Raw genomic sequence first — 25,377 nt, 5'->3', positions numbered from 1 at the left:
GTCAGTCGATCCCCAGCCGCGTCTGGAAGTCGCCGGGCTCGGCGTGGTGGCGCCACAGCAGCTCGGCGACGTCGTCGGGTTCGTGGTCCTCGCCGGGTGCGATGCGGCCGCCGATGGCGGTGTGGGCGACGTGGATGCCGCGGTCGCGCAGCTCGTCGTGAAGCATGCGGGCGTAGGCGACCTCGCCGGCGAACGAGATCCCGACGCCCGCGCGCAAGGGATAGGGGTTGATCGCCGCGCCGCCGGTCGTGTAGAGGATCGTGCCGCGGCCGGCGTCGAGCATCGCCGGCAGCACCGCGCGGGCGGCGGCCACCGCCCCGAGCACGCTGAACTCCAGCGGCCCGCGGACGTCGTCGACGGTCGTCTCGAGAATCGGCTTCATGAAGTCCTTGGCCGGCAGCGGCGAGTACTCCAGGACCTCGACGGGCCCGAGCTGCTCGGCGAGCGCGCCGATCGCCGCCGCCAGCGCGTCGGCGTCGCGGATGTCGGCGGCGGCGTGGCCGACGGTGATGCCGTCGGCGGACAGCTCGCCGGCCAAGGCCTCCAACTTCTCGGCGTTGCGCGAGACGAGGCCGACGGCGAAGCCCTCACGGCCGAAGCGGCGGGCGACTGCGGCGCCGAGGTTGGGCCCGGCACCGACGATGATGATGGACATGCGTTTCCCCTTCCCCGCGCGCGCCCGGCGCGAACGCGCCAAGGGGGTACCGACAGGGTCACCCAACGGCGCCGATCGCCTTCTACCGTCGAAGGCATGACGGAGACCACCACCGCCACGACCAGCTCGACCGCGGCCACCGCCGCTCGCGCGTTTGGCGCGCAGGCGCCCGACGCGCAGCTCGCCGCACTGGAGATCGAGCGCCGCGCGCTCGGCCCCAAGGACGTCCGCATCGACATCAAGTACTGCGGGATCTGCCATTCCGACATCCACTTCACGCGCGGCGAATGGGGCAAGGTGCCCTACCCCGCGATCCCCGGCCACGAGATCGCGGGCGTCGTCGCCGCGGTCGGATCCGAGGTGACGGAGTTCTCGGCCGGCGACCGCGTCGGCGTCGGCTGCATGGTCAACTCGTGCCGCGAGTGCGAGAACTGCGCCAAGGGCGACGAGCAGTACTGCATCCCGGGCAACACCCAGACCTACGGGTCGACCGACCGCGACGGGACCGTCACCTATGGCGGGTACTCCGACCACGTCGTCGTCGACCAGGACTTCGTCCTGCGGATCCCCGACGGCCTGGAGCTCGACGCCGCCGCCCCGCTGCTGTGCGCGGGCATCACCACCTACTCGCCGCTGCGCCACTGGGGCGCCGGACCGGGCACGCGCGTCGCGATCGTCGGTCTCGGCGGCCTCGGCCACATGGCGGTCAAGATCGCCACGGCGATGGGCGCCGAGGTCACCGTCCTCTCGCAGACGCTGAACAAGAAGGACGACGGGCTCAAGCTCGGCGCCGACGCCTACTTCGCCACCAGCGACGACGCGACGTTCGACGAGCTCGCCGGCACGTTCGACCTCATCATCAACACGGTCAGCGCGTCGCTGGAGATCGGCAAGTTCCTTGGGTTGCTCAAGACCGACGGCGCGCTCGTCAACGTCGGCGCCCCGCCGGAGCCGCTGCCCGTCCCGGTCTTCCAGCTCCTGCTGCAGCGCCGCACGTTCGCCGGCTCGGCGATCGGCTCGATCCGCGAGACCCAGGAGATGCTCGACTTCTGCGCCGAGCACGGCATCGCCGCCGAGATCGAGGTCATCGACGCCAGCCAGATCAACGACGCCTGGGAGCGCGTGCTGAAGTCCGACGTGCGCTACCGGTTCGTCATTGACAACTCGACGCTGTAGAGGGCCGCGCCAGGCCATGCATCGCGGGTTTCGGGGGCGGGTAGCGCTGCCTCAGTGCCCCCCGTTCCCCCCGCGCCGCTGGCGCTGACGTTCGACGACGGTCCGGACCCCTACTGGACCCCAGAAGTGCTCGACGCGCTCCGCGATGCCGGAGCGCGTGCGACGTTCTTCGTGCTCGCTCCGTGCGCAGCCGCGCATCCGGAGCTGGTGGAGCGGATCGCGGCTGAGGGCCATGCGATCGGGTTGCATGCGCACGCGCATGCGCGGCACACGGAGCTGGATGCGACAGCGGGCGAAGCGGACACGCGGCGGGCGTTGGAGGTGCTGCGTGGGCTCGGCGTTCGGCCTCCCGCGCTGTGGCGGACGCCATGGGGTGTCGAGGCGGAGTGGACCCGGGATGTCGCCGCGGCGCACGGCTTGCGCGTGGTCGGCTGGACGGCCGATACACACGACTGGCGTGGCGACCGCGCCGACGCGATGCTCGCCGCGATCGCCGACGACGTCGCACCGGGCGCGATCGTGCTCGCCCACGACGGGCTCGGGCCAGGGGCGACGCGTGAAGGCTGCGAGGAGACCGTCGCGCTGATCGGGCCGCTCGTGGCCCTGGCGCGCGAGCGTGGCCTGGCGGCGGAGGCACTGGCGTGAGCGCGGTGGTGCCGGGGATCGCTTCAGACCGAGTGCTGGCGGCGATCGCGGCCCGTGCCACGGCGCGCGACCGGGATCCTTCGGGCGTGTTCCCGACGGACGCGATCCGGCTGCTGGCCGACGCGGGCGCGATCGGCGGCGAGCGCCGCACGTACGCCGATGAGCTGGCGCTGCTGCGCCAGGTCGCCACCGCCGACGCGGGCGTTGGGCGGATCCTCGACGGCCACCTCAACGCCGTCGAGCGCTTGGGCGTGCAAGGGCCGAAGGCGCTGCGTGAGCGCGAGCGCGATGGCGTGCGCGACGGCACGCTGTGGTGCGGCGTCTGGGGCGCCGACCCCGCGCCCGGCGGCGACGAGGGCGAGCCCGCGCGGCTGGACGGCGACACGATCACCGGCACGAAGGTCTTCTGCTCGGGCGCGGGCGGCCTGCACCGCGCGCTCGTGCTTGTCCGTGAGGACGGCGCGACCGCGCCATCGGCCGCGTGGGTCGACCTCACCGCCGCGGGCACCGTCGAGGTCGACCGGAGCTGGTTCGCCGGCAACGGCATGCGCTCGTCGGTCAGCCATCGCGTCGTCTTCCACGGCGCGCCCGTTCTGGCGGTCCTCGGCGGGCCGGGCGCGCTGACCGAGCAGCCGTGGTTCGCGCGCGACGCCGTGCGCACCGCCGCGACCTGGGCGGGCACCGCCGACGCCGCGGCCGACGACGCGCTGCGCCGGCTGGCGAGCAAGGACGACAACTCGGAGCTCACCGCGCTGGCCGCCGGGCGGATCGCAACCTGGCGCCACGGCCTCGGCCTCTGGCTCGGCGATGCCGCCCGGACCCTCGACGACCCCACCTGCGACGCCGCCACCGCCGGCCGCACCGCCGCCCAACTGCGCACCGCGATCGCCGACGCCGCCCGCGCGATCCTCGACGAGGCTGAACGCGCGCTGGGCTCCCGCCCCGCCGCCACCGGAGCGACGCTCGACCGCGCCGCCCGTGACCTGCGCCTCTTCCTGCTCCAGCACCGGCTGGAGCCGATCCTCGCCCGCGCGGGCCGCGCCGAGTTGGAGGGACGGCGATGACCGCGGCGGCCGACGCGTTCGAGGCGCGGTACCGGACCGATCCCGATCCGTGGGACACGCTGACCAGCGACTACGAGCGCGAGAAGCGGCGACAGACGCTGGAGGCCTGCGGGCCGGGGCCGTTCGCCGCCGCGTGCGATCTCGGGGCTGGGACCGGCGCGCTGGCGATCGAGTTGGCGCCGCGCTGCGAGCGGTTGGTGGCGTTTGATGGCGCGCCGACGGCGGTTGCGGCGGCGAGCGAGCGGTTGGCGCCTTTCGCTCACGCCGAAGCGCGGGTCGCGGCGGTGCCGGAAGGTTTGCCGGACGGCGAGTCCTATGACTTGATCGTCGCGAGCGAGATCCTGTACTACCTGGACGACGCGGCGCTGGAGGCGACGATGGCGTGGATCGATCGCGCGCTGAAGCCCGGCGGGCGGCTCGTCGCCGTGCACTGGACGGGCACGGCTCCGGACCTGCGCCGTGATGCCGTTGCCGTCGGCGATGCGCTGGCGCGTGGCGTCGCGGGACGCCGGGAGACGGTGGTCGATGGTCAGTTCCGCCTGGAGGTCGTCGCGCGATGAGCAACGCCTATGACCTGGTCGTCATCGGGGGTGGACCTGCCGGCCACAGCGCCACGCAGGCCTATCGCGACGCGGGCGGCGACGGCGACGTCCTGCTCGTCGCCGGCGAGCGCCGCGCGCCCTACGAGCGTCCGCCGCTGTCGAAGGAGCTGCTGCGCGGCGAGCTGGAGGCTGACGCGCTGCCGATGGCTGGCGACGACGCGGGCTTCTACGACGACCGCGGCATCACGCTGCGCCACGGCACCGCGATCGCGCTGCATCCCGATCGCCGCGAGGTCGCGCTCGAAGGCGAGCGCGACGCTATCGCCTACAAGAACTGCATCCTCGCGCTGGGCGCGCAGCCAGTCCGCCCGCCGATCCCCGGCGCGGACGGCGGCGGCGTCCACCTCCTGCGCACCGTCACCGACGCGCTCGCCTTGCGCGACGCCACACCCGCCGGGACGCGCGTCGTCGTGCTCGGCTCGGGCTTCATCGGCTGCGAGGCCGCCGCGTCGCTGCGCCATCGCGGCTGCACGGTGACGCTCGTCAGCGAGGAGCCCGCGCCGCAGCAGGCGCGCCTCGGCGACGCGGTCGCCGCGCGGCTGGCGGGCTGGTTGGAAGATGAAGGGGTCGACGCGCGCTACGCCACGACCATCGAAGCGATCGAGGAGGAGAGCGACCACACCATGTCGGTCCGCCTGTCTACCGGCGACACCCTCGCCGCTGACCGCGTGCTCCTCGCAGCTGGCGTCGCACCTGCCACCGACCTCGCCCACGAGGCCGGGATCGCCCTCAACGACGACAACATGATCCTCGCCGACGCCACGATGCGCACCAGCGCGCCGCACGTCCTGGCCTGCGGCGACTGCTGCGCCGCCGAGCACGCGCTCGCCGGCCGCCGCCTGCACGTCGAGCACTGGGGCGATGCGCTCGCCCAGGGCGAGGTCGCGGGCTGGACCGCCGCCGGCCGCGACGCGGCGTGGGAGACCGTGCCGGGCTTCTGGTCGACGATCGGCGACCGCACGCTCAAGTACGCGGCATGGGGCGACGGGTTCTCAACCGTGAAAGTCAATGACCACGACAACGGCGGCGCCTTCACCGCCTGGTACGGCGACGACACCGGCACCTGCGTCGGCGTGCTCGCGCACGACCGCGACGCCGACTACGACGCCGGCCGCCGCCTCATCGAGCAGGGAGCGCCGCGGCCGTGATCCGGGCGGTCGTCGTCATCCCCGCCCGTGACGAGGCGCAGCGCGTCGGCGCGTGCCTGCGCGCGCTGGCCGCCCAGCGCGGCATCGCGCCCGAGCAGCTCGCGTCCGTGATCCTCGTCCTGGATCGCTGCACCGACGACACCGAAGCGGTCGCACGCGCCGTCGCCGCCGAGACCGGGCTGTCGCTGCGCGTCGAGCACTGCCTCGGCGCGGGCGTCGGCGCCGCCCGCCGCCACGGCATGGAGCTTGCGTGCCTGATCCTCGGCGACGACGGGCTGATCGCCACCACCGATGCCGACACCGAGGTCGCGCCCGACTGGCTCGCCGTGCAGCTGGCGCTGGTCGCCCAGGGCGCCGACGCGATTGGAGGCCGCATCGAACTCGACCCGGACGAGGCCGCGGCGCTGCCGCCCGACGCCTTGGCTCGCCGCGAGCGCCGCGCGCACGCCCGCATGCGCATCGTGGCCGACGACGACCCCGGCGCCGAGCACCACTTCTTCTCCGGCGCGTCGCTCGGCGTGACGGCCCGCGCGTACCGCGCCGTCGGCGGCCTGGAGCCGCGCGCCGCGCTGGAGGACGAGGCCTTCGCCGCGCGGCTGACCGCGGCGGGCCTGCGGATCGTGCGCTCCGATGCCGTCCGGGTCCGCACCTCCGGGCGGACCGATGGCCGTGCCGGCCGCGGCCTGGCGCGCGACCTCCAGCTCGGCGAGTGGCTCGCCCGCCGCCGCCACGACGGGTTCTCATACGGGTTGAACGACCTGTTGGAGGCCAAGGGCGACACCACCGTCTCGGTCGTCCTCCCCGCGCGCGACTGCGCGGCGACGATCGAGCGCGTCCTGACCACCACCGTCCTCCCGTTCGCCGACGCCGGCCTGGTCGACGAGGTGCTGGTCGTCGACGGCCGCTCGACCGACGCCACCATGTCGCTCGCCGAGCGCGCCGGCGCGCGCGTAGAAGCCCAGGACGACCTGCTCCCCGAGCACGGTCCTGCGCTGGGCAAGGGCGACGCGATGTGGCGCGGTCTGGCCGCCACGACCGGCGACGTCGTCGCCTACCTCGACGCCGACACACGCGACCCCGCGCCCGTCCACCTGCTCGGGCTGCTCGGCCCCCTACTGGCCGGCAACCAGCAGATCCAGCTCGTCAAGGGCGCCTTCGACCGGCCGTTTGACGACGGCGCCGCCATCAGGCCCGCCGAGGGCGGTCGCGTGACCGAGCTGATGGCGCGGCCGCTGCTCAACCTGCTCGTCCCGCAGCTCGCGGGCTTCGAGCAGCCGCTGGCCGGTGAGACCGCGGCGCGGCGTGAGTTGTTGGAGGCTTTGGCGTTCCCGGTCGGCTACGGCGTCGAGATCGCGATGCTGATCGACGCGCTGCGCCACGCGGGCCTCGACGCGCTCGCCGAGTCGCGCCTCGGCACGCGGCAGAACGAGCACCAGCCGCTGCGCGATCTCGGCGCTATGGCCTTCGCCGTGCTGTGCGCGGTCCAGGCGCGCGTGCCGATGGGCGACGCGGTGCCCGCCGGCCTGGTGCAGCCGTGGGCCGACGGCGCCGTCCGCGACGTGCCGGTCGCCGAGCGCCCGCCGCTGCGTCAGCGCGTCAGCAGCGGGATCGACGTGCTCGGCGCGGCGTAGTCCAACTCGACCACCGCGCCGTTGGCGGCGCCCGGCCGCGTGAAGTGCTCCAGGTCGGCGTCGCCCGCGGCGATCGCCGTTAGCCATCGCAGGACGCCCGAGTGCGTGGAGACCAGCACGCGTTGGGCCGCGCCGGCCGCGAGGTCGTCCAGCGCCGCGACGATCCGCAGCCCCAGCGCGCGGAAGCTCTCGCCGCCGGGCGGCGCAGCGTCGAGGTCCGGCGGCTGGGACCACGCCGTCCGCGGCTTGCCCTCCAGCGCGCCGAACGACCGCTCGCGCCAGCGCTCGTCCACCACGGCGTCAACAGTCAGCCCGTCGCCGCCCGCCAACCGCAGCGTCTCCTGCGCCCGCGCCAGCCCCGAGTGGACCACGCGGTCAAAGCCGCCGCGAGCCACGACCTCCGCCAGCGCCCACGCCTGCTCGCGTCCGCGCGCCGTCAGCGGCGGGTCGAGCTGCCCGGTCAGCAGACCCTCCGCGTTGAGCGTCGTCTCACCGTGGCGGAACGCGACGACGTGGACGACGGTCTCGGGCACCGCGCTCCAGGCTACTCGGGAGTGCGCGGCCTCGCGCGCGGGTACGGCCGGGCCGCCATGGTGCGGTGCTGGGTCAAACGGATGGTGATGGCGGCGGCGGTGGCCTGCGTCGCCGCGGCGGCGTCCGGCTGCGGCGGGCCGATCGAGCACGACGAGCTGGAGCGTGGGATCTCCACCCTCGGCGCCACGGCGGCAGAGGGACGGATCGTCGCCCTGGACGTCGTCGAGGACCGCACGAAGACCACGTTCGTCCGCGTGCACTCGCGCGCGTTGGCCGACGACGCCCAGCACGAGGCCGAGAAGCTCAGCGACGCGGAGGCGACCGGCGAGCTGCGCGCCCGCAAAGCCGAGGCGGTCAGGCTCGCGCAGGACATCGACGCGGCGCTGGGCGACCTGCAGGTGGCGCCGCGCGACAAGCGCGTGGCCCGCGACGTCGAGCAGCGCCTCGACGCACTGTCGCAACGGGCCGAACGCATGGCGGACGCGCTGTGAAGAAGCTCTTCCAGATCGCGCTGGGGATCATCGCCGCGATCGGCGGCTACCTGGACATCGGCGACCTGGTGTTCAACGTCCAGGCCGGCGCGAAGTTCGGCTACCAGCTGCTGTGGGCGCTGCCGGTCGGGTTGTTGGGGATCATGGTCTTCGCCGAGATGTCCGGCCGCGTCGCGGCGATCGCCAAGAAGGCGAACTTCGAGCTGGTGACCGAGCGGTACTCGCGCCGGCTGGCGACCGCGACGCTGATCTCCTCGCTCGTCCTCACCTTCCTGACGCTCGCCGCCGAGCTGGGCGGCGTCGGCCTCGTGCTGCAGCTCTTCTTCGACGGCCCCGAACAGACCTTCATGTTGATCGGGACGCTCGCCCTGCTCGGCGTGTGCTGGTTCTTCAGCTTCGGCTGGATCGAGCGCGTCTTCGGCTACGGCGGCCTCGCGCTGCTGGTGTTCGTCGCCGCCGCCCTGCACTTCGGCCCCGACTGGCATCGCGTCGGCAATGGCTTTGTCCCCCAGGCGCAGAGCTCGACGTTGTACTGGTACTTCGCCGTCGGCCTGGTCGCCGCCGCGTTCATGCCCTACGAGATCTACTTCTACTCCTCGGGCGCGCGCGAAGAGGGCTGGACCGAGGAGGACCTCGGCGTCAACCGCGCCAACGCGATCATCGGCTACGGCCTGGGCGCGACGATCGCCGTCGGCCTGCTGGTCATGGCCGCCCAGGTCTTCAACCCCGCCGGGATCGACCCATCGCACATCGGCACGCCGCTGCTCGGCGCCCAGCAGGCCTACGGCGAGACCGGCCTGATCCTCGCCGGCGTCGGCGTCCTCTTCGCCCTCGGCGGCGCAGCGATCGACACCGCCTTCTCCGCCGCCTACAACCTGGCCCAGCACCAGGGCTGGGAGTGGGGCAAGAAGGCCGGCAAGCCGCTGCGTTGGGATCTCACCTGGATCGTCTGCCTGATCGGCGGCTACGTCGTCGTCGCGACCGGCATCGACCCGATCGAGCTGACCGAGTACGCCGTCGTCCTCTCGGTCATCGCGCTGCCGCTCACCTACCTGCCGATCCTGCTGGTCGCCAACGACCGCGAGGTCATGGGCGAGCACGTCAACGGCCTCTTGGCCCGCACGCTCGGCTGGGCCTACTTCGGGCTGATCTGCGTGCTCACGGTCGCCGCGCCGATCCTGCTGATCGCCACCAACGGCGGCGGCGGGTGACGGTCACAGGGCGATCGTGAGGTTGGCGACGTAGCCCTGCTTGACGCTGCCGGTGACGGTCGCCAGCTGATGGATCGCCCGGTCGTCGCTGAAGACGTTGTCGGAGGACAGCGAGGTCGAAGCGAGGTTGCGCGCGCTGCCCGGGTAGCGCGACGAGGCGTACACCTTCTTGCTGGCCGCGGCCGGTAGGGCGATCTGCGAGGTCTTGACGATCGGGCCGTTGGCAATGGCCTTGGAGACCGACGCGTACACCTCGAAGTGGATGTGCGGCCAGCGGCCGGAGTAGCAGCCCGGGTAGATCGTGCGAAACCACGCCTGCCCGTCGCTGCCGGTCTTGGCGATCCCGCGCAGGTAGTTCTCGTCAGCGACGCCGGAGGAGTACATGGAGTACCGGCCCAGCCGATCGCAGTGCCACAGGTAGACCGCCAGTCCGGAGAGCGGCGCGTAGTCCTTGGACGCGTCGGTCACGGTCAGGTTGACGCGCAGCGGCACCCCGATGGCCAACGTGCGGCTGCTGCCGAAGCTGCGCCGGATGTCGTGGCGCACGATGCCTGTGTCGTCGAGGACGTCCGGACCGTTTGACCCGTCACCTGGGTAAGGGCCGGCCGTCTCGCCCGGGACCACGCCCGTCGGGGTCTTCGCCTCGGCGGCATTCGTCAAGCCCAGCGTCGCGAGGACGGCCGCGGCGCCGCCCGCGCCGAAGATCTTCAGCGCGTCACGCCGCGAGGCGAGCCGCGCGAGGTCCTCGTGGAGGCCTTCGCCGTGCTGGTGATGCTCGTCGTGCTGCGTCATGGCGTGCAGCTTGGCCGCGCGCCCTGGGAGCCGCCTGAGCGTTGCGCAGCATCAGCTGAGGGGTACGCCGCCCTGCGTGCTCGATGACCTGCCCGACGTCGCCGGTGATGTCCTCGGCGGCTGCTTCCCCGGCTGCACCATCACGCTCGCGATCCTCGTCTGCACGATCGGGGCGCCGATCGCGTTTGCCATCGGCGAGACCGACGCGGGCTGGACGATGGTCACGATCTGGGCCATCGCGCTCGTGGCGGTCGCGTTCGGCTGGTGGTGGCGTCGCGCAGACGCATGACGCTACGACGGCGAGGCCGAGGACTTCAACACCAACGTGCCGTCGGCGAGACGGTAGACCTTAGGCGATCAGCACCATGCCGCTTTGGCAGGCGTCGCGCCCCGCTCGCTGCTCCTCGACTTCAGTCCTCGATCTCCTCCGGATCCTCTTCGCCGGCCAAGAGAACCGACGCGTCGAGCGCCTGCTGGAAGTGGCGCTGCTGGACCTCCAACGCCCAGTCGGCCAGCGCGGTGACCTCCGCGTTGCCGGCCTTCTGGTTGAGCTTGGAGACGACCAGCCAATGGCCGACCTCGCCGGCCTCGGCCATGGTGAGGAACTCGAAGCCGTCGAGCGGATCCTCCTCGCCCTCGAGGTAGGTGTCCATCATGTCGACCGCCTCGGCCTTGGTCTCCTTGGCCGCGGCGAGGATCGCCGTCTTCTTGCGGTCAAACGTCCCCGCGACAGCGGTACAGCGCTTCTGGGTCTCACGTGCCTCTTGGCGCATCGTCTTCAAGACATCGACCAGCTCGTGGCCGTCGTCGTCGAAGAGGTCGCGGACCGTGTCGGCGGCCTCCTGGCTGGCCATGGCCAGCCCGAGGACCTCCGCAATCTTGCTCTCCAGCTTGGTGAGTTCAGCCATGGCCTAGGACTTCGCCGAGTCCTTGGCGTCCTGCACGACGTCCTTGAGCTTGTCCATCACGCCCTCAGGCGCGTTGGCGACCTTGCCGGTCGGCGCGTCGAAGCCCGCGGCCTTGCGCAGCCTCTGGGCGATCTCGGCGATGTCTTCGGGCGCGTAGTCCGGGGCGAAGACGTCGGTCTGCGGCGGGAGGTCGTTGGGCAGCGCGCCCTCCGGCGGGCCGTCCTCGACGATCAGGTCCTCCCCGGTCTCGGGATGCGGGCCGTTGAAGACCGCCGAGATCTCGTGGTAGTCGGTCGTCGAGAAGCGGTACAGGATCCGGTGCAGGCCCTTCTCGATGTGCGGCTTGCACTCCGGGATCTTGTCGGTCGCAATCCGCGGCGCCGGGAAGGCCTTGGTCATGTCCACACCGGTGAGCTTCTCCAGCGCGCGGGCGTAGGCGACCTGGTGGACGCCGCCGCGCACGAGCAAGTAGCCGGTCAGCGCGCGAGCCACCGGGTGGTCGACCATCTGGTAGACCTTCAACTTGCCGTTGCGGGCCCCGGTCTCCAGGAAGTAGTTGTGGGTCAGGTCCTCGACCAGGTCGCCGGAGGAGAACACGTAGTCCCCGGTCCACGGGATCTGGCGCGAGTCGGCGGGCAGCGCGCCCTTGCCGCCGGCCAGGAAGTGATGGGAGGCGCCGATGCCCTTGTACTTGGCCAGCGTCGCGTCCGGTGCCTGCGCGTCGACCTGCGCGGGGTCGGTCAACATGGTGTTGATCGCCGCGGCCACGACCTCGATGTGGCCGAACTCCTCGGCGGCGATGTTGGCGATCAGGTCATAGAACGGCCGCGCTGCCTGTCGTCCACGGAAGTTGAACGACTGGAACGTGTAGTTCATGAACGTGGACATCTCGCCGAAGCGACCGCCCATCAGCTCCTGAACGGCGGCGGCGCCGTCGGGATCGGGGTCGGACGGCGGCGGTAGCGCGACGCCGAGACGGTCGATGCGGGTGATCATGACTTAGACCTCCCGCGCCGGCCGCCCTCGGCAAACATGCGTCCGAGGGCGGCCGGGGAAACCCCTCGGGCGACTACGGCTGCAGGTCGCCCTTGACGAGATCCAGCGAGCCGACCGTCTTGATGGTCTTGTTGAACGAGAACGCCGGGTTGAAGGCGTTCGGGATCGGGTCGATGGTCGGGTCGATCCCCTTGAACTTGACCAGCGCCGCGGTGTAGGCGGCGTGGTTGGCCTCGACCGAGTGGATCGAGAGCGCGGCCTTCACGATCGAGAGGTTGTTCAGGTACGGACCGGCGCCCGCGTAGGCGGCGGTGCCGACCGGCTCGATCGCCGCGGCGGTCTTGATGAACGTGTTCTGGTCGGCCAGGAGCTTGCCGACCGTGTCGGTGTTGACCGTCGGCGCCTTGACCGCGGCCTTGCCCAGCACCTTCTTGAGCGCCGCGACGTGCGCAGCCTCGTGTGCGGCGAGCGTCTTGGCCGCCGCGTTGATGTCCGCATCGGCGAAGTTGGCCTGGACGGCGGCAGCGTAGAACGCGGCCTCCAGGTACTCCAGCGTCAGCGCGTAATTACCGATCTTGACGTCGTTGGCATTGGCCTTGCCACGCCGGATCGACTTCGATCCGGAGGTGGAGTAGGCGCCCTTCTGGCCGGAGCTCGCTGCGGCGAACGCATCCAGCGGCGACAGCAATGCGCCGACCCCGAAGACCGCCGCACCGCCGATCCCCGCGTTGCGCAACATCTCGCGCCGCGTTCCGCTGGGATCCCACGCCCCCGCGTCATCGGCTGCCTGGCGCAGGTCGCCGGACGAGTCCAGCTCCTCGATCCTGATGTTGGTCATGCTCTTGGCTAGCGCAACCAACGACCACTCGGATCATCAACATGTCGCCCAACTCCATGTCCTGGCGCACCACCACTCAGCAGCCACTCCATTACCTCCGGTCGGGATCGGGGCCGCCGTACTTGCTCATCCACGGCCTGGGCGGCGAAGCGTGCGTGTGGGAGCCCGTGCTCGCCGGGCTGGAGCCCCACCACGAGGTCGTCGCCCTCGACCTGCCGGGCTTCGGCCGCTCGCGCGCGCTGCCCGACGACGTCACCCCCACCCCGCGCGCGCTGGCCGCGGCGGTCGCCGGGCTGATGGACGAGCTGGGGCTTGCGACGGCCCACGTCGCCGGCAACTCGCTCGGCGGGTGGGTCGCGCTGGAGCTGGCACGGACGGGCCGTGCACGCAGCGTCACCGGCATCTGTCCCGCCGGGCTCTGGGGCGCGCCGCTGGCCCGCCCCGGCGAGTCACCCACCGTCCGCGGCCGCGCGCACCGCACCGCCCGCCGCCTGCGCCCGCTGATCCCGGTCGCGCTGCTCAGCCGCCGTGTCCGGCGCACGATCCTGTCGCCGTTCGTCGCCCAGCCCGACCGCGTGCCCTACCACGCCGCCTGGCGGATGATCAGCTCCTACGCCCGCGCGACCGCCTACGACGCCACCAGCACCGCCATGCGCCAGAGCGCCTTCACCGGCGCCGCGGAGATCACCGTTCCGGTCACCCTCGCGTTCGGCGACCGCGACCGCCTCATTCGCCCCACCCGTTTCGCCGCGCCGGCCGCGCGCACCGTGATCCTCGAAGGCTGCGGCCACATCCCGATGTGGGACGACACGCCGACCATCACCGAGCTGCTGCTCGAGACCGCGCTCTCAGATCGCAGCGCGGCGTGAGCGCCGTCAGGGGGCGATGACCGTCACGCCCGTGGGCGATGACGTGCTCATCGCCGACAGCGCCTCCGGCACCTCGTCCAGCCCGATGCGGCGCGTGATCAAGCGCGCGGGATCGAGGCGGCCGGTGGCGACGAGGTCGAGCATCGCCGGGTAGGCGTGCGCGGCGAGGCCGTGGGAGCCCAGCAGCGCCAGCTCGCGGGTGATCACGACGTCCAGCGGCACGGCCGCGGGCTCGGGCAGCAAGCCGACCTGCACGTGGCGGCCGTGCTTGCGCAGGCCGTTGATGGAGGCGTCGACCGCCGCCGGGTGGCCGATCGCGTCGAGGCTGAGGTGCGCGCCGCCGCCCGTGACGTCGCGGACGTCGGTCCCGGCCTCGACCGCCACCTCGGCGCCCACCGCCCGCGCCATCTCCAACGCCGCGGGCGCGACATCGACCGCGACGACCCGCGCGCCGGCGGCGGCCGCGATCATGATCGCCGACAGCCCGACGCCACCGCACCCGTGCACGGCGACCCACTCGCCCGCCTGCACGCGCCCGACCTGCAGGACCGCGCGCCAGGCCGTCGCGAAGCGGCAGCCCAGCGACGCGGCCGAGGCCATGTCCATGCCTTCGGGCAAGGCCACCAAGTTGACATCAGCCCAGTCCAGCCGGACGAGCTCGGCGAACGCGCCCCAGTGCGTGAACCCCGGCTGACGCTGGTCGTCGCAGATCTGGTGGTTGCCGGTCGCGCACGTCGCACAGGTCCCACAGGCGTTGGTGAACGGGACCGTCACGCGGTCGCCCTCTCGCCAGCGCGTCACGTCGGCGCCGACCGCCACGACCGTCCCGGCCAGCTCGTGCCCCGGGACGTGCGGCAGCGACGGGATGTCCGGGTCGTGCCCGATCCAGCCGTGCCAGTCGCTGCGGCACAGGCCCGCGGCTTCGACCCGCACGACCGCGCCGTGGCGCGGCGGCTCCGGGTCGGCGACGACGTCGACCCGCAGCGGGCCTCCGAACTGCTCGAACAACACGGCACGCATGCGTGCCATTCTCGCCGGTCCCGGCGCCTGGCGCTCCGTGGCGCGCCGACGCGAGACGCCTGCCATGATCGAGACCGTGGTCCCCGACACCATGCTGGCGCTCTCGACCACCCAGCTCCTCGAGGATCTCGGCTACTTGGGCGTGTTCGCGCTGATGTTCGCCGAGACGCTCTTCCCGCCGATCCCGTCGGAGGCGATCCTGCCGTTGTCGGGGTACTTGATCGAGCGCGGCGACCTCGGTTGGCCCGGCGTGCTGCTCGCGTCGACGGCCGGCGCGATGCTCGGCGCGACCATCTTGTATGAGATGGCGCGTCGCGGCGGGCGGCCGTTCGCGCTGCGCTTCGCGCGGATCGCCCGGATCGACGAGGCGCGCCTGGACGACGCCGAGCGCTGGTTCGCGCGGCGCGGCGCCTGGGTCGTCCTGCTCGGGCGCTGCGTGCCGGGCGTGCGCAGCCTCATCGCGCTGCCGGCGGGGACGCTGCAGATGTCGCGCGGGCTGTACCTGGGCGCGAGCCTGATCGGCACGTTGGTGTGGAACGCGCTGCTGATCGGCATCGGCTACCTGCTCGGCGCCGAGTGGGACCGCGCGGCCGACACGATCGGATCGCTCTCCAAGCCGCTGCTCGGGATCGTCCTGGTCGCGGGCGGCGCGTGGGTACTGCGCCTGCGGCTGCGTGACCGCTAGGGCGACGGCGGCGCGCGAGCGCGCCCAATACCCTCAAGCCGATGGTGCCGTCCCCCACCGCGAACGCGACGCTCGAGATCGAGTCGATGGGGTCGCACTTCGTGGTGACGACGGTGCCGGGCGATGGGCTGGCCGGTGCGCTGGCGGCGCTGCCCCACGTCCTGCGTGATCCGATCCGCGAGCCGAACCGCTGGAGCGCGCCCGCGGTCCCGGCCGTCGCGCGTGCCGTCCGCCAGCTGGTCGCGCTGCACCCGTGGATCGAGGTCGCGCCTGACGCCGAGGGGCTGCTGACGGCCGTCGAGCAGCTGCCCGAGGCCGCGACCGCGGTCGCGCACTTCTGCGAGCACAAGCCCGGCGTGCCCGGCGTCGTCATCGCGATGGAGCCCGACCGCGAGCTGCGCGCCGTGCTCGCGCAGCTGCCCGAGCGCCGCCACGACCCGGTCCTGGACCGCTGGTGGATCCCCGCGCGCGAAGGGCCGCTGGAGGCGCTCGGCGACGAGCTCGACCGCATCACGACGCTCACCGCCACGCCCGAGGTGCGCAAGCGCGTCGGCCGCTACGAGCAGCCGTCGCTGACCGCGGCCGCGATCCGCGACGTCGCGCACCGCTGCGACGTGGCCGTCGCCGAGAACGCGGCCGGCGAGGTCGGCCTGCGCCTCTGCCGTCGCTGCCACCCCGACCTCGAAGCGGACCTCGCGCCGCTCGGCGTGGTCACCCGCAGCTTCGACTCCTGGTGGGTCTCGATCCACGGCGACGGCCGCCTGCGCGCGCTGCTCGAAGCGCGGCCGGAGCTGCAGGGCGACCGCGGCCAGGACGTCCTCCCCGCGCTCGACGCCGCGGCGGTCCGGGCCGGCACGGCCGACGCGCTCGAGCAGCTCTCCCGCGCCGAGGAAGGCCGCGTCGACGTCGACGGGCTCACCGCGCCGCTGCGCCCGTTCCAGGGCGCCGCCGTCGACTACGCGCTGCTCGCGCGCCGCACGTTCCTCTCCGACGAGCCCGGGCTGGGCAAGACGATCCAGGCGCTCGCGACGCTCGAAGCCGCCGGCGCTTACCCGGCGCTGATCGTCGCGCCCGCGTCGCTGCGCATCAACTGGCTGCGCGAGGCCGAGCGCTGGCTGCCCCACCGCACCCGCGGCGGCCTGGCCGGAGGCGACGCCATCGGCGCGCACGACATCTCCGTGGCCAGCTACGAGATCACCCATACCTTGGTCGACGGCGCGCTCGCCGACCCGCCGCAAGCGCTGGTCCTCGATGAGTCGCACTTCTGCAAGACCCCGACGGCGCGCCGGACCCAGGCGGTCACGGAGATCGCGACCGCGCTGCCCGACGACGCGATCGTCCTGCTGCTCTCGGGCACGCCGGTCCTCAACCGCCCCGAGGAGCTCGCCGCCCAGCTGAAGATCCTCGGCCGCCTCGACGCCATCGGCGGCGCGCGGCGCTTCGCTCGCGTCTACGCGCGCGGGCAGGAGCTCGACACGCTCAACCGGCGGCTGCGCCGGACCTGCTTCGTGCGCCGTCGCAAGGCCGACGTGCTGCGCCACCTCCCGGCCAAGCAGCGCGTGATCGTGCCGGTCGCGATCGCCAACGCCACCGAGTACCGCGCCGCGCAATCCGACGTCGCCGCCTGGGTCCGCGCCCAGGCCGAGGCCGACGCGGCGTTCGCCCGCGAGATCGCCAGCCTGGACGAAGACGAGCGCGCCGCCGCGATCCGCGAGCGCGGCCGCGACGCCGAGCAGCGCGCCCGCCGCGCCCAGGCGCTGGTCCGGATCACGCAGCTGGCGCTGATGGCGGCGCGCGGCAAGCTCGACGGCGCGCGAGAGTGGATCGCCAACTTCACCGAAACCGGCGAGAAGTTGGTGGTCTTCTGCCGCCACCGCGAGATCGGCGACGCGTTGTTGGAGGCCTTCCCGGGCGCCGCCTGCGCGACCGGCCGCCTCGACGCCGACGGCCGCGCCGCCGAGGTCGAGCGCTTCCAGACCGATGACGCCTGCCGTCTGATCGTCTGCTCGCTGGACGCTGCCGGCGTCGGGCTGACGATGACCGCCGCCTCAAACGTCGCCTTCGTCGAGCTCGGCTGGACGCCCGCCGCCCACGACCAGGCCGAGGACCGCGTGCACCGCATCGGCCAGGAGGAGGCGGTCACCGCCTGGTACCTCCTGGCCGCCGACACGATCGACGAGCGCATCGCCGCGGTCATCGACCGCAAGCGCGAGCTGATCCGCGCCGCCACCGACGGCACCGTCGCCGGCCAGGACGCCGTCCTGGACGAGCTGCTGGACTGGCTGTCGGAGGACGGCGCCGGCGCCGCGCGCTAGTCCACGCTGGCGCCGCGGAAGACGACCTCGCCGCCGACCACGGTCAACACCACCGGGTTGGACGGCAGGTCGTCGGCCGGGATCTCGACCGGGTCCTCGCCCACGACCGTGAGGTCGGCCAGGCGGCCGGGGCGCAGCGCGCCGAGCCGGTCGTCGCCGACGGTCTGGGCGGGACGCGTCGTGTAGCCCTCCAGCGCCTGGAGCGCGGTGAGGCCCTGGTCGTCGTAAGCCTCGCGCTCGGGGTGGCCGGGCGGGCGGCGCAGCTGCGCGGCGGCCAGGCCCTCGCGCCAGTCGTAGCGGGCCACGGGCCAGTCGGAGCCGAGCGTCACGAGCGCGCCGGACTCCCACAGCGAGCGGATCGGGAAGGCGCGGCCGGGCGCGGTGCGCTCGGCGCCCAGGCGCCGGGACCAGTTGTCGCTGCGGTCGGGCTCGATCCACATCATGTGCTGGGCCTGCATCGAGGCGATGACGCCCTCGGCGGCGAAGCGCGGCAGGTCGTCGGGCTGCAGCGTCTCGATGTGCTCGATCCGGTGCCGGACGCCCGGCGCGGCGCCGGCCTTCTTGTAGGCGTTGAGCGCCTCGTGGACGGCGCGGTCGCCGGTGGCGTGCGTGACGATCTGGAAACCCTCGGACGCGAAGAACGCCACGGCGCGGAAGTACTTGTCGATGTCGGGCCAGAACGGCGCGAGGCCGTCGCCCTCGGAGTCGGCCTCGAAGAGCCAGCCGGTCCCGGTGTCGATGACGCCGTCGATGAACAGCTTGGCGACGCCCATGCGCCAGCGCTCGCCGCGCTCCTCGCGGTGCCGGGCGTAGGCCTCCCACGTCTCCTCGGGCGTGTCGGGCTGGGACCAGAACGGCATCACCATGCGGGTGATCAGGTCGCCGTTGCCCTCCAGCTCGCGCAGCGTGTCGAGGGTCTCCAGCGTGCCGTCCATCCCGTGCAGGCCGGTGATGCCGGTCGCCGCGAAGCGTCCCAGCTGGTCGGCGAGGATCTTGTAGCGCTCGGCGTCGGTCAGCGCAGGCTGCGCCGCGCTGACCAGGTCCATCGCGCCGCGCTCGCGCAGCTCGCCGGTCGGCCGCCCGTCGGCGCCGACCACGATCTCAGCGTGCTCAGGGAACGTCCGCGGGCCGTCGACGCCCGCCAGCTCCAGCGCCCGCGGCGTGGCCAAGGCGGTGTGGAAGTCGATGAACGTCAACAACGCCGGCCCGCCGCCCGCCGCCACGGCGATCAGCTCGCCGCTGATGCCCGACTCCGCGAACGCGTTGTAGTCCAACCCGAAGCCCAGCACCCACTGGTCCGGCGCGCACTTCGCGCGCTCGGCTGCCACCAGGCGCTGGACGTCGTCCAGCGTGCGCGCGTCCATGAGGTCGGCGCCGCGCGCGTCCAGCGCGCCGTGGAACGGGTGGACGTGGGAGTCGACGATCCCCGGGAGCACGACCGCGCCCTTCAAGTCCACCACCTCGGTCGACCCGTCGGCCTCGGCGCGCACGGCGGCGTCGTCACCGAGGACGACGACTTGATCGCCGCGGACGCCGATCGCGGTCGTCTCACCACCGGCCCCGTCGAGGTCGGGGTCCATCGTGCGCACGCGCCCGTTGACGAGCGCGAGGTCCAGCGGCGGGGTCATGCGGGTGAGGTTCCTTCGGTCGTGGCGCGCAGCGTGCGCGCCGGCTTCCAGCCCGGCCGCGGGACTGATGCCCGCAGGAGCTGGGTGTAGGGCTGTTGCGGGTGGTCGAGCACGTCGGCGGTGCTGCCCCGCTCTACGACCTTCCCGCGGTGCATGACGATCGCCTCGTCGGTGATCTGCCGCACCACGGCGAGGTCGTGGGAGATCAGGATGTAGGAGATGCCGGTCTGCTCGCGGATGTCGGCCAGCAGGTTGAGGATCTGCGCCTGGATCGAGACGTCCAGCGCCGCGACCGACTCGTCCAGGATCACGACCTGCGGCTCGGCGGCGAGGGCGCGCGCGATCGCGATCCGCTGGCGCTGGCCGCCGCTCAAGGCTCGCGGGCGTGCGCGCAGCTGGCGCTCGTCCAACCCCACCAACTCGCCCAGCTCGGCGATCCGCGCCGCGCGCGCCGCCTTGTCGATCTCGGGACGGTGCAGCCGCAGCACCTCGTCGATCGCCTGCTGCGCGCTGTGCCGCGGGTCCAGCGAGGAGTACGGGTCCTGGAAGACGATCTGGACCTCGCCGCCGCGCCGCCGGCGCTCCTTGGCTCCGCGCGCCGGCGCGCTGCGGTCGCTGCCGCACGCGGTGATCGTGCCGGCCGTCGGCGCCTCCAGCCCGACGATCATCTTGGCGACGGTCGTCTTGCCCGAGCCCGACTCGCCGACGATCGCCAGCGAGCCGCCGCGCGGCACCGCCAGGTCGACCCCATCAACCGCGACGACCTCGCCGAACTCCTTGCGCAGGCCCGTCGCTTCAAGGACGAGATCAGCCATGATGCGCCACCTCCGCGGCCAGCGTTCCGCGCAGCTCCTCGGCGCGGATGCACCGCACCTGCCCACCGTCGAGCGGCTCCAGCGGCGGCCGAACGGCACGGCAGGCATCGCGGACGTGCGCACAGCGCGGCGCGAACGCGCAGCCCTCCGGCGCTTCGAACGCGCTCACCGGACGCCCCGGGATCGCCGTCAGTCGATGAACCGACGCGTCGATCGTTGGCCGCGCGGTCGCCAGCGACGCGGTGTACGGGTGCAGCGGGTCGTCGTGCAGCTTGGCGCTCTCGCGCGTCTCGACGATCTGCCCCGCGTACATGACCGACGTCCGGTCGCACACCGCGCCTGCGAGCTCCAGGTCGTGCGTGATGAACAACAACGCCATCCCGCGCTCGCGTCGCAGCTCGTCGAGAATCGCCATCACCTCGGCCTGCGTCGTGACGTCCAGCGCGGTCGTCGGCTCATCAGCCAGCACCAACCTGGGCTCCGTGAGCAACATGGTGGCGATCATCACGCGCTGTAGCAGGCCGCCCGACAGCTCGTGCGGGTACTGCTCCAACCGCCGCTCGCCGTCCGGGATCCCGACCTCGGCCAGCGCCTGCACCGCCCGCCGTCGCGCCGCGGCCTTGTCGACCCCGCGCAGCGAGCGCAAGGCCTCCATCATGAAGTCGCCGATCGTCCGCACCGGGTTGACGTGCGCGCGCGGGTCCTGGAAGACCATCGCGACCTCGCCGCGGTAGTCGCGCAGCCCGCCGCCCTTCAGCGCGCCGACGTCCTTGCCGTCGTAGCGGATCGCGCCCTCGACCTTCGCGCCGCGCGGCAGCAGCCGCGCCACGGCGCGCGCGGTCATCGACTTGCCCGAGCCGGACTCGCCGACCAACCCCACCGCCTCGCCCTCGCCGATCGACAGCGACACGTCGTGCAGAACGGTGCGCAGCTCGCCCTCCACAGGCAGCCGCGCGGCCAGGTGCTCGACCTCCAGCAGCGTGCCCATCAGCGTCCCTCCGCGTCCTTGGCGGCCAGGCGCTCGCCCAGCAGGTTGACGGCGACGACCACCAGCACGATCGACCCGCCCGCGGCCAGCGACTCCAGCGGATAGCCCTGCAGCACTCCGGCCTGGCCGCTGGAGACCATCACGCCCCAGTCGGCGGTCGGCGGCTGCACGCCCAGCCCGATGTAGGAGATCGCGGCGAAGTCGACCATCGCGTAGCCGAAGGTCAGCGTCGCCTGCGCGGTGATCAGCGGCAGGAGGTTCGGCGCCAGGTGGCGCGCGCAGATCGCCAGGGCGCTCACGCCCTGGACCTCGCACGCCGCGATGTACTCGCGCGCCCGCTCGCGCAGCGCGGCGCCGCGCAGCACGCGGGCGATGTAGGGCGTATAGGCCGCGCCGAGCGCCAGCGTCGGCGCGGTGATCCCGGGTCCGAAGACCGCCGCGGCCAGCACCGCGAGCAGGATCGCCGGGAACGAGAACATGATGTCGAGCACGGTCGAGATCGCCGCGTCGACCCAACCGCCGGCCCACGCGGCCGTGATCGCCAGCGTCGTGCCCGCGGCCATCGCGACGACGACCACCAGGAACGGCCCGGCCATCGACGTGCGCGCGCCGGTCAGGACGCGGCTGAGCAGGTCGCGGCCCTGCGCGTCGAAGCCCAGCGCGTGGCCGGACGCCGGCCCCACGAAGGCGTTGGCCAGGTTGGAGGCGTCGGGATCCTGAGGCGCCAGCGCCGGCCCGAAGATCGCCAGGAAGACCGCGATCCCGACGACCGCCGAGCAGACCCAGAACACGACCTGGTTGCCCGCCACGCGGCGGCGCTTCCCACGGGCCTGCTGCAGGACGACGGCGGGGGTGCTCGTGCTCATCGAGTCACCTCGGCCGTGCGAGGGAGCCCCTGGCGAGCTCGCGCCCGGAAGCCGAGCCCTCTGGGCGAGGTCTTCCGCGTGCTCATGTGGCCCGGCTCCCCATCGCGACGCGCGGATCCATGAAGGCGTACAAGAGGTCGACGACCGCGTTAGCGACCACGAACGTCGCGACGAAGACCAGCGAGATCCCCTGCACGACCGCGAAGTCCTTCGACAACGCCGCCTGGACCAGCGCGGCGCCGAGGCCGTCGAGCGAGAACGCGCGCTCGACGACGGCGCTGAGCGCGATCAGCGAGGTGATCGTGATGCCGACCACCGTGGTCACGGGGATCGCCGCGTTGCGCAGCACGTGCTTGCGCACGACCTGCGGGTACGGGATGCCGCGCGAGACCGCGGTCTGCACGTGCTCGCGCCCGAGCTCGGTCCGGACCGCCACGCGGGTCACGCGCACGACGATCGCCATCGCGCTCAACGCCAGCGCGATCGCCGGCAAGGTGAGGTGCTTGACGGTGTCAAAGCCGCCGTCACCTCCGCCTAGCGCGGGCAACCACCCCAGGTTGACGCTGAAGACCGACAACAACACGATCGCCGCCACGAACGAGGGCACCGCCGCGAAGACCGTGGTCAGCACCACGATCGATGAGTCCAGCAGCCCGCGCCGCAGCCCCGACAGGACGCCGAGGCCGACGCCGAAGACGATGATCAACAGCGCCGCGTAGAGCACCAGGTCGATCGTCGTGCCGATCCGCGCACCGATCACCGAGGTGACGCTCTCGCGAAACGCGATCGACGTCCCGAGGTCACCGTGGAGCACCACGTTGCCCAGCCAGTGGACGTAGCGCTCCACGAACCCGTCGTCGAGGTGGTACTGCGCGCGCAGCTGGGCGACGGCCTCCGGCGGCAGCGTGCGGCCGCCGGAGAGCGTCGAGAGCGGATCGCCGGGCGCGAGGTCGAGCGACGCGAAGACCACGAAGCTCGACACCAGCAGGGCCGCCACCAGCATCGCCGCACGCCTGGCGGCGAACCCCCACATCGCTACTTGCCCCCGATGAGGTTGGCCCAGGGCCCGCCCATGTAGACGAACGAGGCCGGGGCGCCGGTGATCTTCGACGACGTGATCAGCACGTTGCTGGGCGCGGCCATCGGGATCCAGGGCAGCTGCTCCATGATCCGGTCGCCGGCCTGCACGACGAGCTTGGCGCGGGCGGCGGGATCCGCCGTCTCCCGGGCCTCGCCCATCAGCTTGTTGATCTGCTCGTCGCTGAAGCCGGAGTAGTTCTGGCTGCCGTCGGCGGCGACGAACGTGTTGTAGAACGCGGCCGGGTCGGCGTAGTCGGGGTAGTTGACGGTCGGGAAGCCGTCGATGCCCTCACGCGCCTTGGGGTCGGTGAAGAAGTTGATGAAGTTCTGTGCCGAGACGGCCTTGAACTTCACCTTCAGCCCGATCGCCTGCCCCGCGCTGCGGATCGCGTTGGCCGACGAGTTGAGGTTGGAGACCTCACTGGTCATACCCAAGGTGATGGTCTTGCCGGCAGCGCCGGCCTCCTCGACCAGCCCCTTGGCCTTGGCGATGTCCTGCGCGGGCTCGGGGAGCTTGTCCCAGTCGGCCTCGAAGGTCTCGCGGCTGTAGCCCCAGGCGCCCGGGTTGGCCAGCGTGCGCGGCAGCTGCGCGCCGCCCTTGTAGACGGTCTGGATGTAGGCCTTGCGGTCGATCGCCAGCGACAGCGCCTGGCGGACGCGCACGTCGCCCAGCGCGCCCTTCAGGCTGGAGATCACGATCGCGTCCATCGCGTAGGACGGCCCCTCGGAGACCGTGACCTTGTTGTTGGTCTTGAGCTGGTCCAGCGCGCTCAGCGCCTGCGGGTAGCTGCCGTCGATGCCGCCGGTGATCAGGCCGGTGGTCAGCGAGGACTCGTCCGGGACGCCCTTGAAGTCGATCTCTGAGACCTTCGGCTTGTCCTGACCCCAGTAGTTGTCGTTCTTTACAAGCGACAGCTGCGCGCCGGCCTTCCACTTGCCGACCTTGTACGGGCCCGCGCAGACGATGCCGCCGCTTGGCGTGCCGAAGGCCTTGCCCTTGGACTCGGCGTAGGCCTTCTCGTAGACGATGCCCGCCATCTGCGACAGCTCGCCGTCGAGCCAGAAGTCCGGCTGCTTGAGCTTGATCGTCACGGTCGTGCCGTCGGTCGCGGTGATCGACTTGACGCGCGCGAAGACCGCCGGGTAGAAGCCGCCGGCTTTGGGGTCGGCGGCGCGGTTGAGGCTGTAGGCGACGTCGGCGGCGGTGACCGGCTTGCCGTCGGAGAACGTGACGCCGTCCTGGAGCTTGAAGACCGTCGTCGTGTCGTCGGGATGCTCGGGCAGCGCCGAGAGGCCGGGGGCCAGCGTGCCGTCGGGCTGCTGCTTGATCAAGGCATCGCACAACGCCGTGACCACCGTGTTCTCCGGGTAGTCGAAGGCCTGGATCGGGTCGAGCGTGCCGACCTCGCGGTAGGTCGCCCAGGTGATCTTGCCGACCTCGCTCGTGCCCGCCGGCGTGGTCGCCGGCAGCTGCGTCGTGGAGGTCGGCGCGGCGGCGTTGGTGGCGCTGCCGGTGTCGGTCGAGGGCGCGGCCTTGCCGCAGCCGCTCACGGCCAAGGCGGCCAGGGCGGCGGCGACCGCCGTCGCCGGGAGAACTCTCGTCATGGTGTTGGCACTCCGTCGGTGGGGGTGGAACCGGGCTCGTCGCCGCCCTCGGCGACCAGTCGCTCGATGGCGTCCAGGATCAGGTCGCTGCCGAAGTCAAAGCTCGCGTCCAGGTCCGGGAAGAGGTGCGCGGCCGCGCGGACCGCGTTGGGGAAGCGGTCGGCGGGCAGCAGCGCGTACGCGCGACGCATCGCGTCGGGGTCGCGCAGGCGGGGGTCGTTGGCGTCCTCGACGTGGGCGAAGTAGAGGCCCGTGCCGACGACGTGGTTCTCGATGACCTGGAAGACCATCGCCGCCTGGGCGTCGGTCAGCCCCAGCTCGGTGAGCGTCTGCAGGTTGCGCTCGGCGATCCGCTGCAAGCTCGGCGTGTCGTCGGGCTGGACGGCCAGCAGCCGCGCGAGCTCCGGGTGGCTGCGGTAGCGGTACATCGCGTGGCGCAGCTCGATCTTCAGCTGCTCGCGCCAAGGCAGGGACGGGTCGACCTCGATCTCGGTTCCGAAGAGCCGGTCGGCCAGCTGCACCAGCAGCTCGTCCTTGCTGCGGAAGTGGCGGTAGATCGCGGTCGGGTCAGAGCCCAGCTCCGCGCCGATCCGGCGCATCGTCAGCCGCCCCACGCCTTCGCGGGCCGCGACCGCCTCGGCCGCGTCCAAGATGCGCTCCCGGTCCAGCCGCGCACGCGGCGGCTCAGCGGCTTCGTGCGCCGCTCGCTCCTCCATGGCGGAGCACCGTACGCCTACGCCATCGCTGGTGTCAACGTTGTTGACACCACAGTGGACGGGGCGGCGCGCGGCCGCTCGCGACGTTGGACGACTTGG

General features: G+C 72.5%; 26 protein-coding genes. 12 read left to right on the top strand and 14 right to left on the bottom strand.

Annotation, left to right across the window (positions count from 1 at the left end; all coding sequences use genetic code 11):
- Position 1 precedes the first annotated feature (1 nt).
- Positions 2 to 655: an SDR family NAD(P)-dependent oxidoreductase gene (locus ACT01A_RS24180; RefSeq protein ID WP_445149668.1), complete on the bottom strand. Its 654-nt coding sequence runs from the start codon at positions 653 to 655 to the stop codon at positions 2 to 4.
- Positions 656 to 751: 96 nt separating this feature from the next.
- On the opposite strand from ACT01A_RS24180, the gene ACT01A_RS24175 reads away from it, so the two are divergent.
- Genes ACT01A_RS24175 through ACT01A_RS24150 form a run of 6 tightly spaced genes read left to right on the top strand, consistent with a single transcriptional unit; the run spans position 752 to position 6,921 of the window.
- Complete coding sequence (locus ACT01A_RS24175; protein WP_445149667.1) at positions 752 to 1,831, top strand: NAD(P)-dependent alcohol dehydrogenase; 1,080 nt, start codon at positions 752 to 754, stop codon at positions 1,829 to 1,831.
- Between the two features lie 54 nt (positions 1,832 to 1,885).
- Complete coding sequence (locus tag ACT01A_RS24170) at positions 1,886 to 2,476, top strand: polysaccharide deacetylase family protein (protein ID WP_445149666.1); 591 nt, start codon at positions 1,886 to 1,888, stop codon at positions 2,474 to 2,476.
- Positions 2,473 to 3,540 (top strand): hypothetical protein, encoded by a 1,068-nt coding sequence (locus ACT01A_RS24165; protein ID WP_445149665.1) that lies wholly within the window; start codon positions 2,473 to 2,475, stop codon positions 3,538 to 3,540. The genes ACT01A_RS24170 and ACT01A_RS24165 overlap by 4 nt, the downstream gene beginning before the upstream one ends.
- Complete coding sequence (locus ACT01A_RS24160; protein ID WP_445149664.1) at positions 3,537 to 4,100, top strand: class I SAM-dependent DNA methyltransferase; 564 nt, start codon at positions 3,537 to 3,539, stop codon at positions 4,098 to 4,100. Before ACT01A_RS24165 ends, ACT01A_RS24160 begins: the two co-directional genes overlap by 4 nt.
- On the top strand, positions 4,097 to 5,290 hold the full coding sequence (locus ACT01A_RS24155; RefSeq protein WP_445149663.1) for an NAD(P)/FAD-dependent oxidoreductase: 1,194 nt from the start codon (positions 4,097 to 4,099) through the stop codon (positions 5,288 to 5,290). The genes ACT01A_RS24160 and ACT01A_RS24155 overlap by 4 nt, the downstream gene beginning before the upstream one ends.
- Positions 5,287 to 6,921 carry a glucosyl-3-phosphoglycerate synthase gene (locus ACT01A_RS24150; protein WP_445149662.1) on the top strand — a complete coding sequence of 545 codons (1,635 nt, stop codon included), beginning with the start codon at positions 5,287 to 5,289 and terminating at the stop codon, positions 6,919 to 6,921. Before ACT01A_RS24155 ends, ACT01A_RS24150 begins: the two co-directional genes overlap by 4 nt.
- Here ACT01A_RS24150 and ACT01A_RS24145 read toward each other — a convergent pair.
- On the bottom strand, positions 6,879 to 7,454 hold the full coding sequence (locus ACT01A_RS24145; RefSeq protein WP_445149661.1) for a histidine phosphatase family protein: 576 nt from the start codon (positions 7,452 to 7,454) through the stop codon (positions 6,879 to 6,881). The genes ACT01A_RS24150 and ACT01A_RS24145 overlap by 43 nt on opposite strands.
- A gap of 57 nt (positions 7,455 to 7,511) precedes the next feature.
- Here ACT01A_RS24145 and ACT01A_RS24140 point away from each other — a divergent pair, with 57 nt between their 5' ends.
- Positions 7,512 to 7,946 carry a hypothetical protein gene (locus ACT01A_RS24140; RefSeq protein WP_445149660.1) on the top strand — a complete coding sequence of 145 codons (435 nt, stop codon included), beginning with the start codon at positions 7,512 to 7,514 and terminating at the stop codon, positions 7,944 to 7,946.
- Positions 7,943 to 9,157, top strand: coding sequence for an NRAMP family divalent metal transporter (locus tag ACT01A_RS24135; RefSeq protein WP_445149659.1), 1,215 nt, complete (start codon positions 7,943 to 7,945; stop codon positions 9,155 to 9,157). Before ACT01A_RS24140 ends, ACT01A_RS24135 begins: the two co-directional genes overlap by 4 nt.
- 3 nt (positions 9,158 to 9,160) lie before the next feature.
- Here ACT01A_RS24135 and ACT01A_RS24130 read toward each other — a convergent pair whose 3' ends face one another.
- A complete protein-coding gene (locus ACT01A_RS24130; protein ID WP_445149658.1) occupies positions 9,161 to 9,949 on the bottom strand; it encodes a dioxygenase family protein in 789 nt (262 codons plus the stop codon).
- A 76-nt stretch (positions 9,950 to 10,025) separates the two neighbouring features.
- On the opposite strand from ACT01A_RS24130, the gene ACT01A_RS24125 reads away from it, so the two are divergent.
- Positions 10,026 to 10,238 carry a hypothetical protein gene (locus ACT01A_RS24125; protein ID WP_445149657.1) on the top strand — a complete coding sequence of 71 codons (213 nt, stop codon included), beginning with the start codon at positions 10,026 to 10,028 and terminating at the stop codon, positions 10,236 to 10,238.
- Positions 10,239 to 10,359: 121 nt separating this feature from the next.
- Here the strand turns inward: ACT01A_RS24125 and ACT01A_RS24120 are convergent, their stop codons facing one another.
- The 3 genes from ACT01A_RS24120 to ACT01A_RS24110 form a co-directional block, all read right to left on the bottom strand.
- The gene (locus ACT01A_RS24120) at positions 10,360 to 10,857 is read right to left on the bottom strand and encodes a hypothetical protein (RefSeq protein ID WP_445149656.1); all 498 of its coding nucleotides are present in this window, start codon (positions 10,855 to 10,857) and stop codon (positions 10,360 to 10,362) included.
- Between the two features lie 3 nt (positions 10,858 to 10,860).
- Positions 10,861 to 11,853, bottom strand: a complete 993-nt coding sequence (locus ACT01A_RS24115; protein WP_445149655.1) for a manganese catalase family protein — start codon at positions 11,851 to 11,853, stop codon at positions 10,861 to 10,863.
- 73 nt (positions 11,854 to 11,926) lie between these two features.
- On the bottom strand, positions 11,927 to 12,691 hold the full coding sequence (locus tag ACT01A_RS24110; RefSeq protein ID WP_445149654.1) for a ferritin-like domain-containing protein: 765 nt from the start codon (positions 12,689 to 12,691) through the stop codon (positions 11,927 to 11,929).
- Positions 12,692 to 12,732: 41 nt separating this feature from the next.
- Between ACT01A_RS24110 and ACT01A_RS24105 the strand changes: the two genes are divergently transcribed.
- Positions 12,733 to 13,560 (top strand): alpha/beta fold hydrolase, encoded by an 828-nt coding sequence (locus ACT01A_RS24105; protein WP_445149653.1) that lies wholly within the window; start codon positions 12,733 to 12,735, stop codon positions 13,558 to 13,560.
- Positions 13,561 to 13,566: 6 nt separating this feature from the next.
- Here ACT01A_RS24105 and ACT01A_RS24100 read toward each other — a convergent pair whose 3' ends face one another.
- Positions 13,567 to 14,580: an alcohol dehydrogenase catalytic domain-containing protein gene (locus ACT01A_RS24100; RefSeq protein ID WP_445149652.1), complete on the bottom strand. Its 1,014-nt coding sequence runs from the start codon at positions 14,578 to 14,580 to the stop codon at positions 13,567 to 13,569.
- Positions 14,581 to 14,644: 64 nt separating this feature from the next.
- On the opposite strand from ACT01A_RS24100, the gene ACT01A_RS24095 reads away from it, so the two are divergent.
- Positions 14,645 to 15,265 (top strand): DedA family protein, encoded by a 621-nt coding sequence (locus tag ACT01A_RS24095; RefSeq protein WP_445149651.1) that lies wholly within the window; start codon positions 14,645 to 14,647, stop codon positions 15,263 to 15,265.
- 41 nt (positions 15,266 to 15,306) lie between these two features.
- Positions 15,307 to 17,580 (top strand): DEAD/DEAH box helicase, encoded by a 2,274-nt coding sequence (locus tag ACT01A_RS24090; RefSeq protein ID WP_445149650.1) that lies wholly within the window; start codon positions 15,307 to 15,309, stop codon positions 17,578 to 17,580.
- On the opposite strand, the gene ACT01A_RS24085 is transcribed toward ACT01A_RS24090, so the two are convergent.
- The 7 genes from ACT01A_RS24085 to ACT01A_RS24055 all read right to left on the bottom strand — a co-directional run bounded on the left by ACT01A_RS24085 (position 17,577) and on the right by ACT01A_RS24055 (position 25,278).
- On the bottom strand, positions 17,577 to 19,208 hold the full coding sequence (locus ACT01A_RS24085) for an amidohydrolase (protein ID WP_445149649.1): 1,632 nt from the start codon (positions 19,206 to 19,208) through the stop codon (positions 17,577 to 17,579). The genes ACT01A_RS24090 and ACT01A_RS24085 overlap by 4 nt on opposite strands.
- On the bottom strand, positions 19,205 to 20,023 hold the full coding sequence (locus ACT01A_RS24080; RefSeq protein WP_445149648.1) for an ABC transporter ATP-binding protein: 819 nt from the start codon (positions 20,021 to 20,023) through the stop codon (positions 19,205 to 19,207). The genes ACT01A_RS24085 and ACT01A_RS24080 overlap by 4 nt, the downstream gene beginning before the upstream one ends.
- Complete coding sequence (locus tag ACT01A_RS24075) at positions 20,016 to 21,011, bottom strand: ABC transporter ATP-binding protein (RefSeq protein ID WP_445149647.1); 996 nt, start codon at positions 21,009 to 21,011, stop codon at positions 20,016 to 20,018. Before ACT01A_RS24075 ends, ACT01A_RS24080 begins: the two co-directional genes overlap by 8 nt.
- Positions 21,011 to 21,877, bottom strand: a complete 867-nt coding sequence (locus ACT01A_RS24070; protein WP_445149646.1) for an ABC transporter permease — start codon at positions 21,875 to 21,877, stop codon at positions 21,011 to 21,013. Before ACT01A_RS24070 ends, ACT01A_RS24075 begins: the two co-directional genes overlap by 1 nt.
- Positions 21,878 to 21,959: 82 nt before the next feature.
- The gene (locus ACT01A_RS24065) at positions 21,960 to 22,880 is read right to left on the bottom strand and encodes an ABC transporter permease (RefSeq protein WP_445149645.1); all 921 of its coding nucleotides are present in this window, start codon (positions 22,878 to 22,880) and stop codon (positions 21,960 to 21,962) included.
- Between the two features lie 32 nt (positions 22,881 to 22,912).
- Positions 22,913 to 24,562, bottom strand: coding sequence for an ABC transporter substrate-binding protein (locus ACT01A_RS24060; protein WP_445149644.1), 1,650 nt, complete (start codon positions 24,560 to 24,562; stop codon positions 22,913 to 22,915).
- The gene (locus tag ACT01A_RS24055; RefSeq protein WP_445149643.1) at positions 24,559 to 25,278 is read right to left on the bottom strand and encodes a TetR/AcrR family transcriptional regulator; all 720 of its coding nucleotides are present in this window, start codon (positions 25,276 to 25,278) and stop codon (positions 24,559 to 24,561) included. The genes ACT01A_RS24060 and ACT01A_RS24055 overlap by 4 nt, the downstream gene beginning before the upstream one ends.
- Between the last annotated feature and the right edge of the window lie 99 nt (positions 25,279 to 25,377).

It is taken from the genome of Baekduia sp. Peel2402 (assembly GCF_052567285.1).
This window is presented reverse-complemented; position numbering and strand designations above follow the sequence as displayed.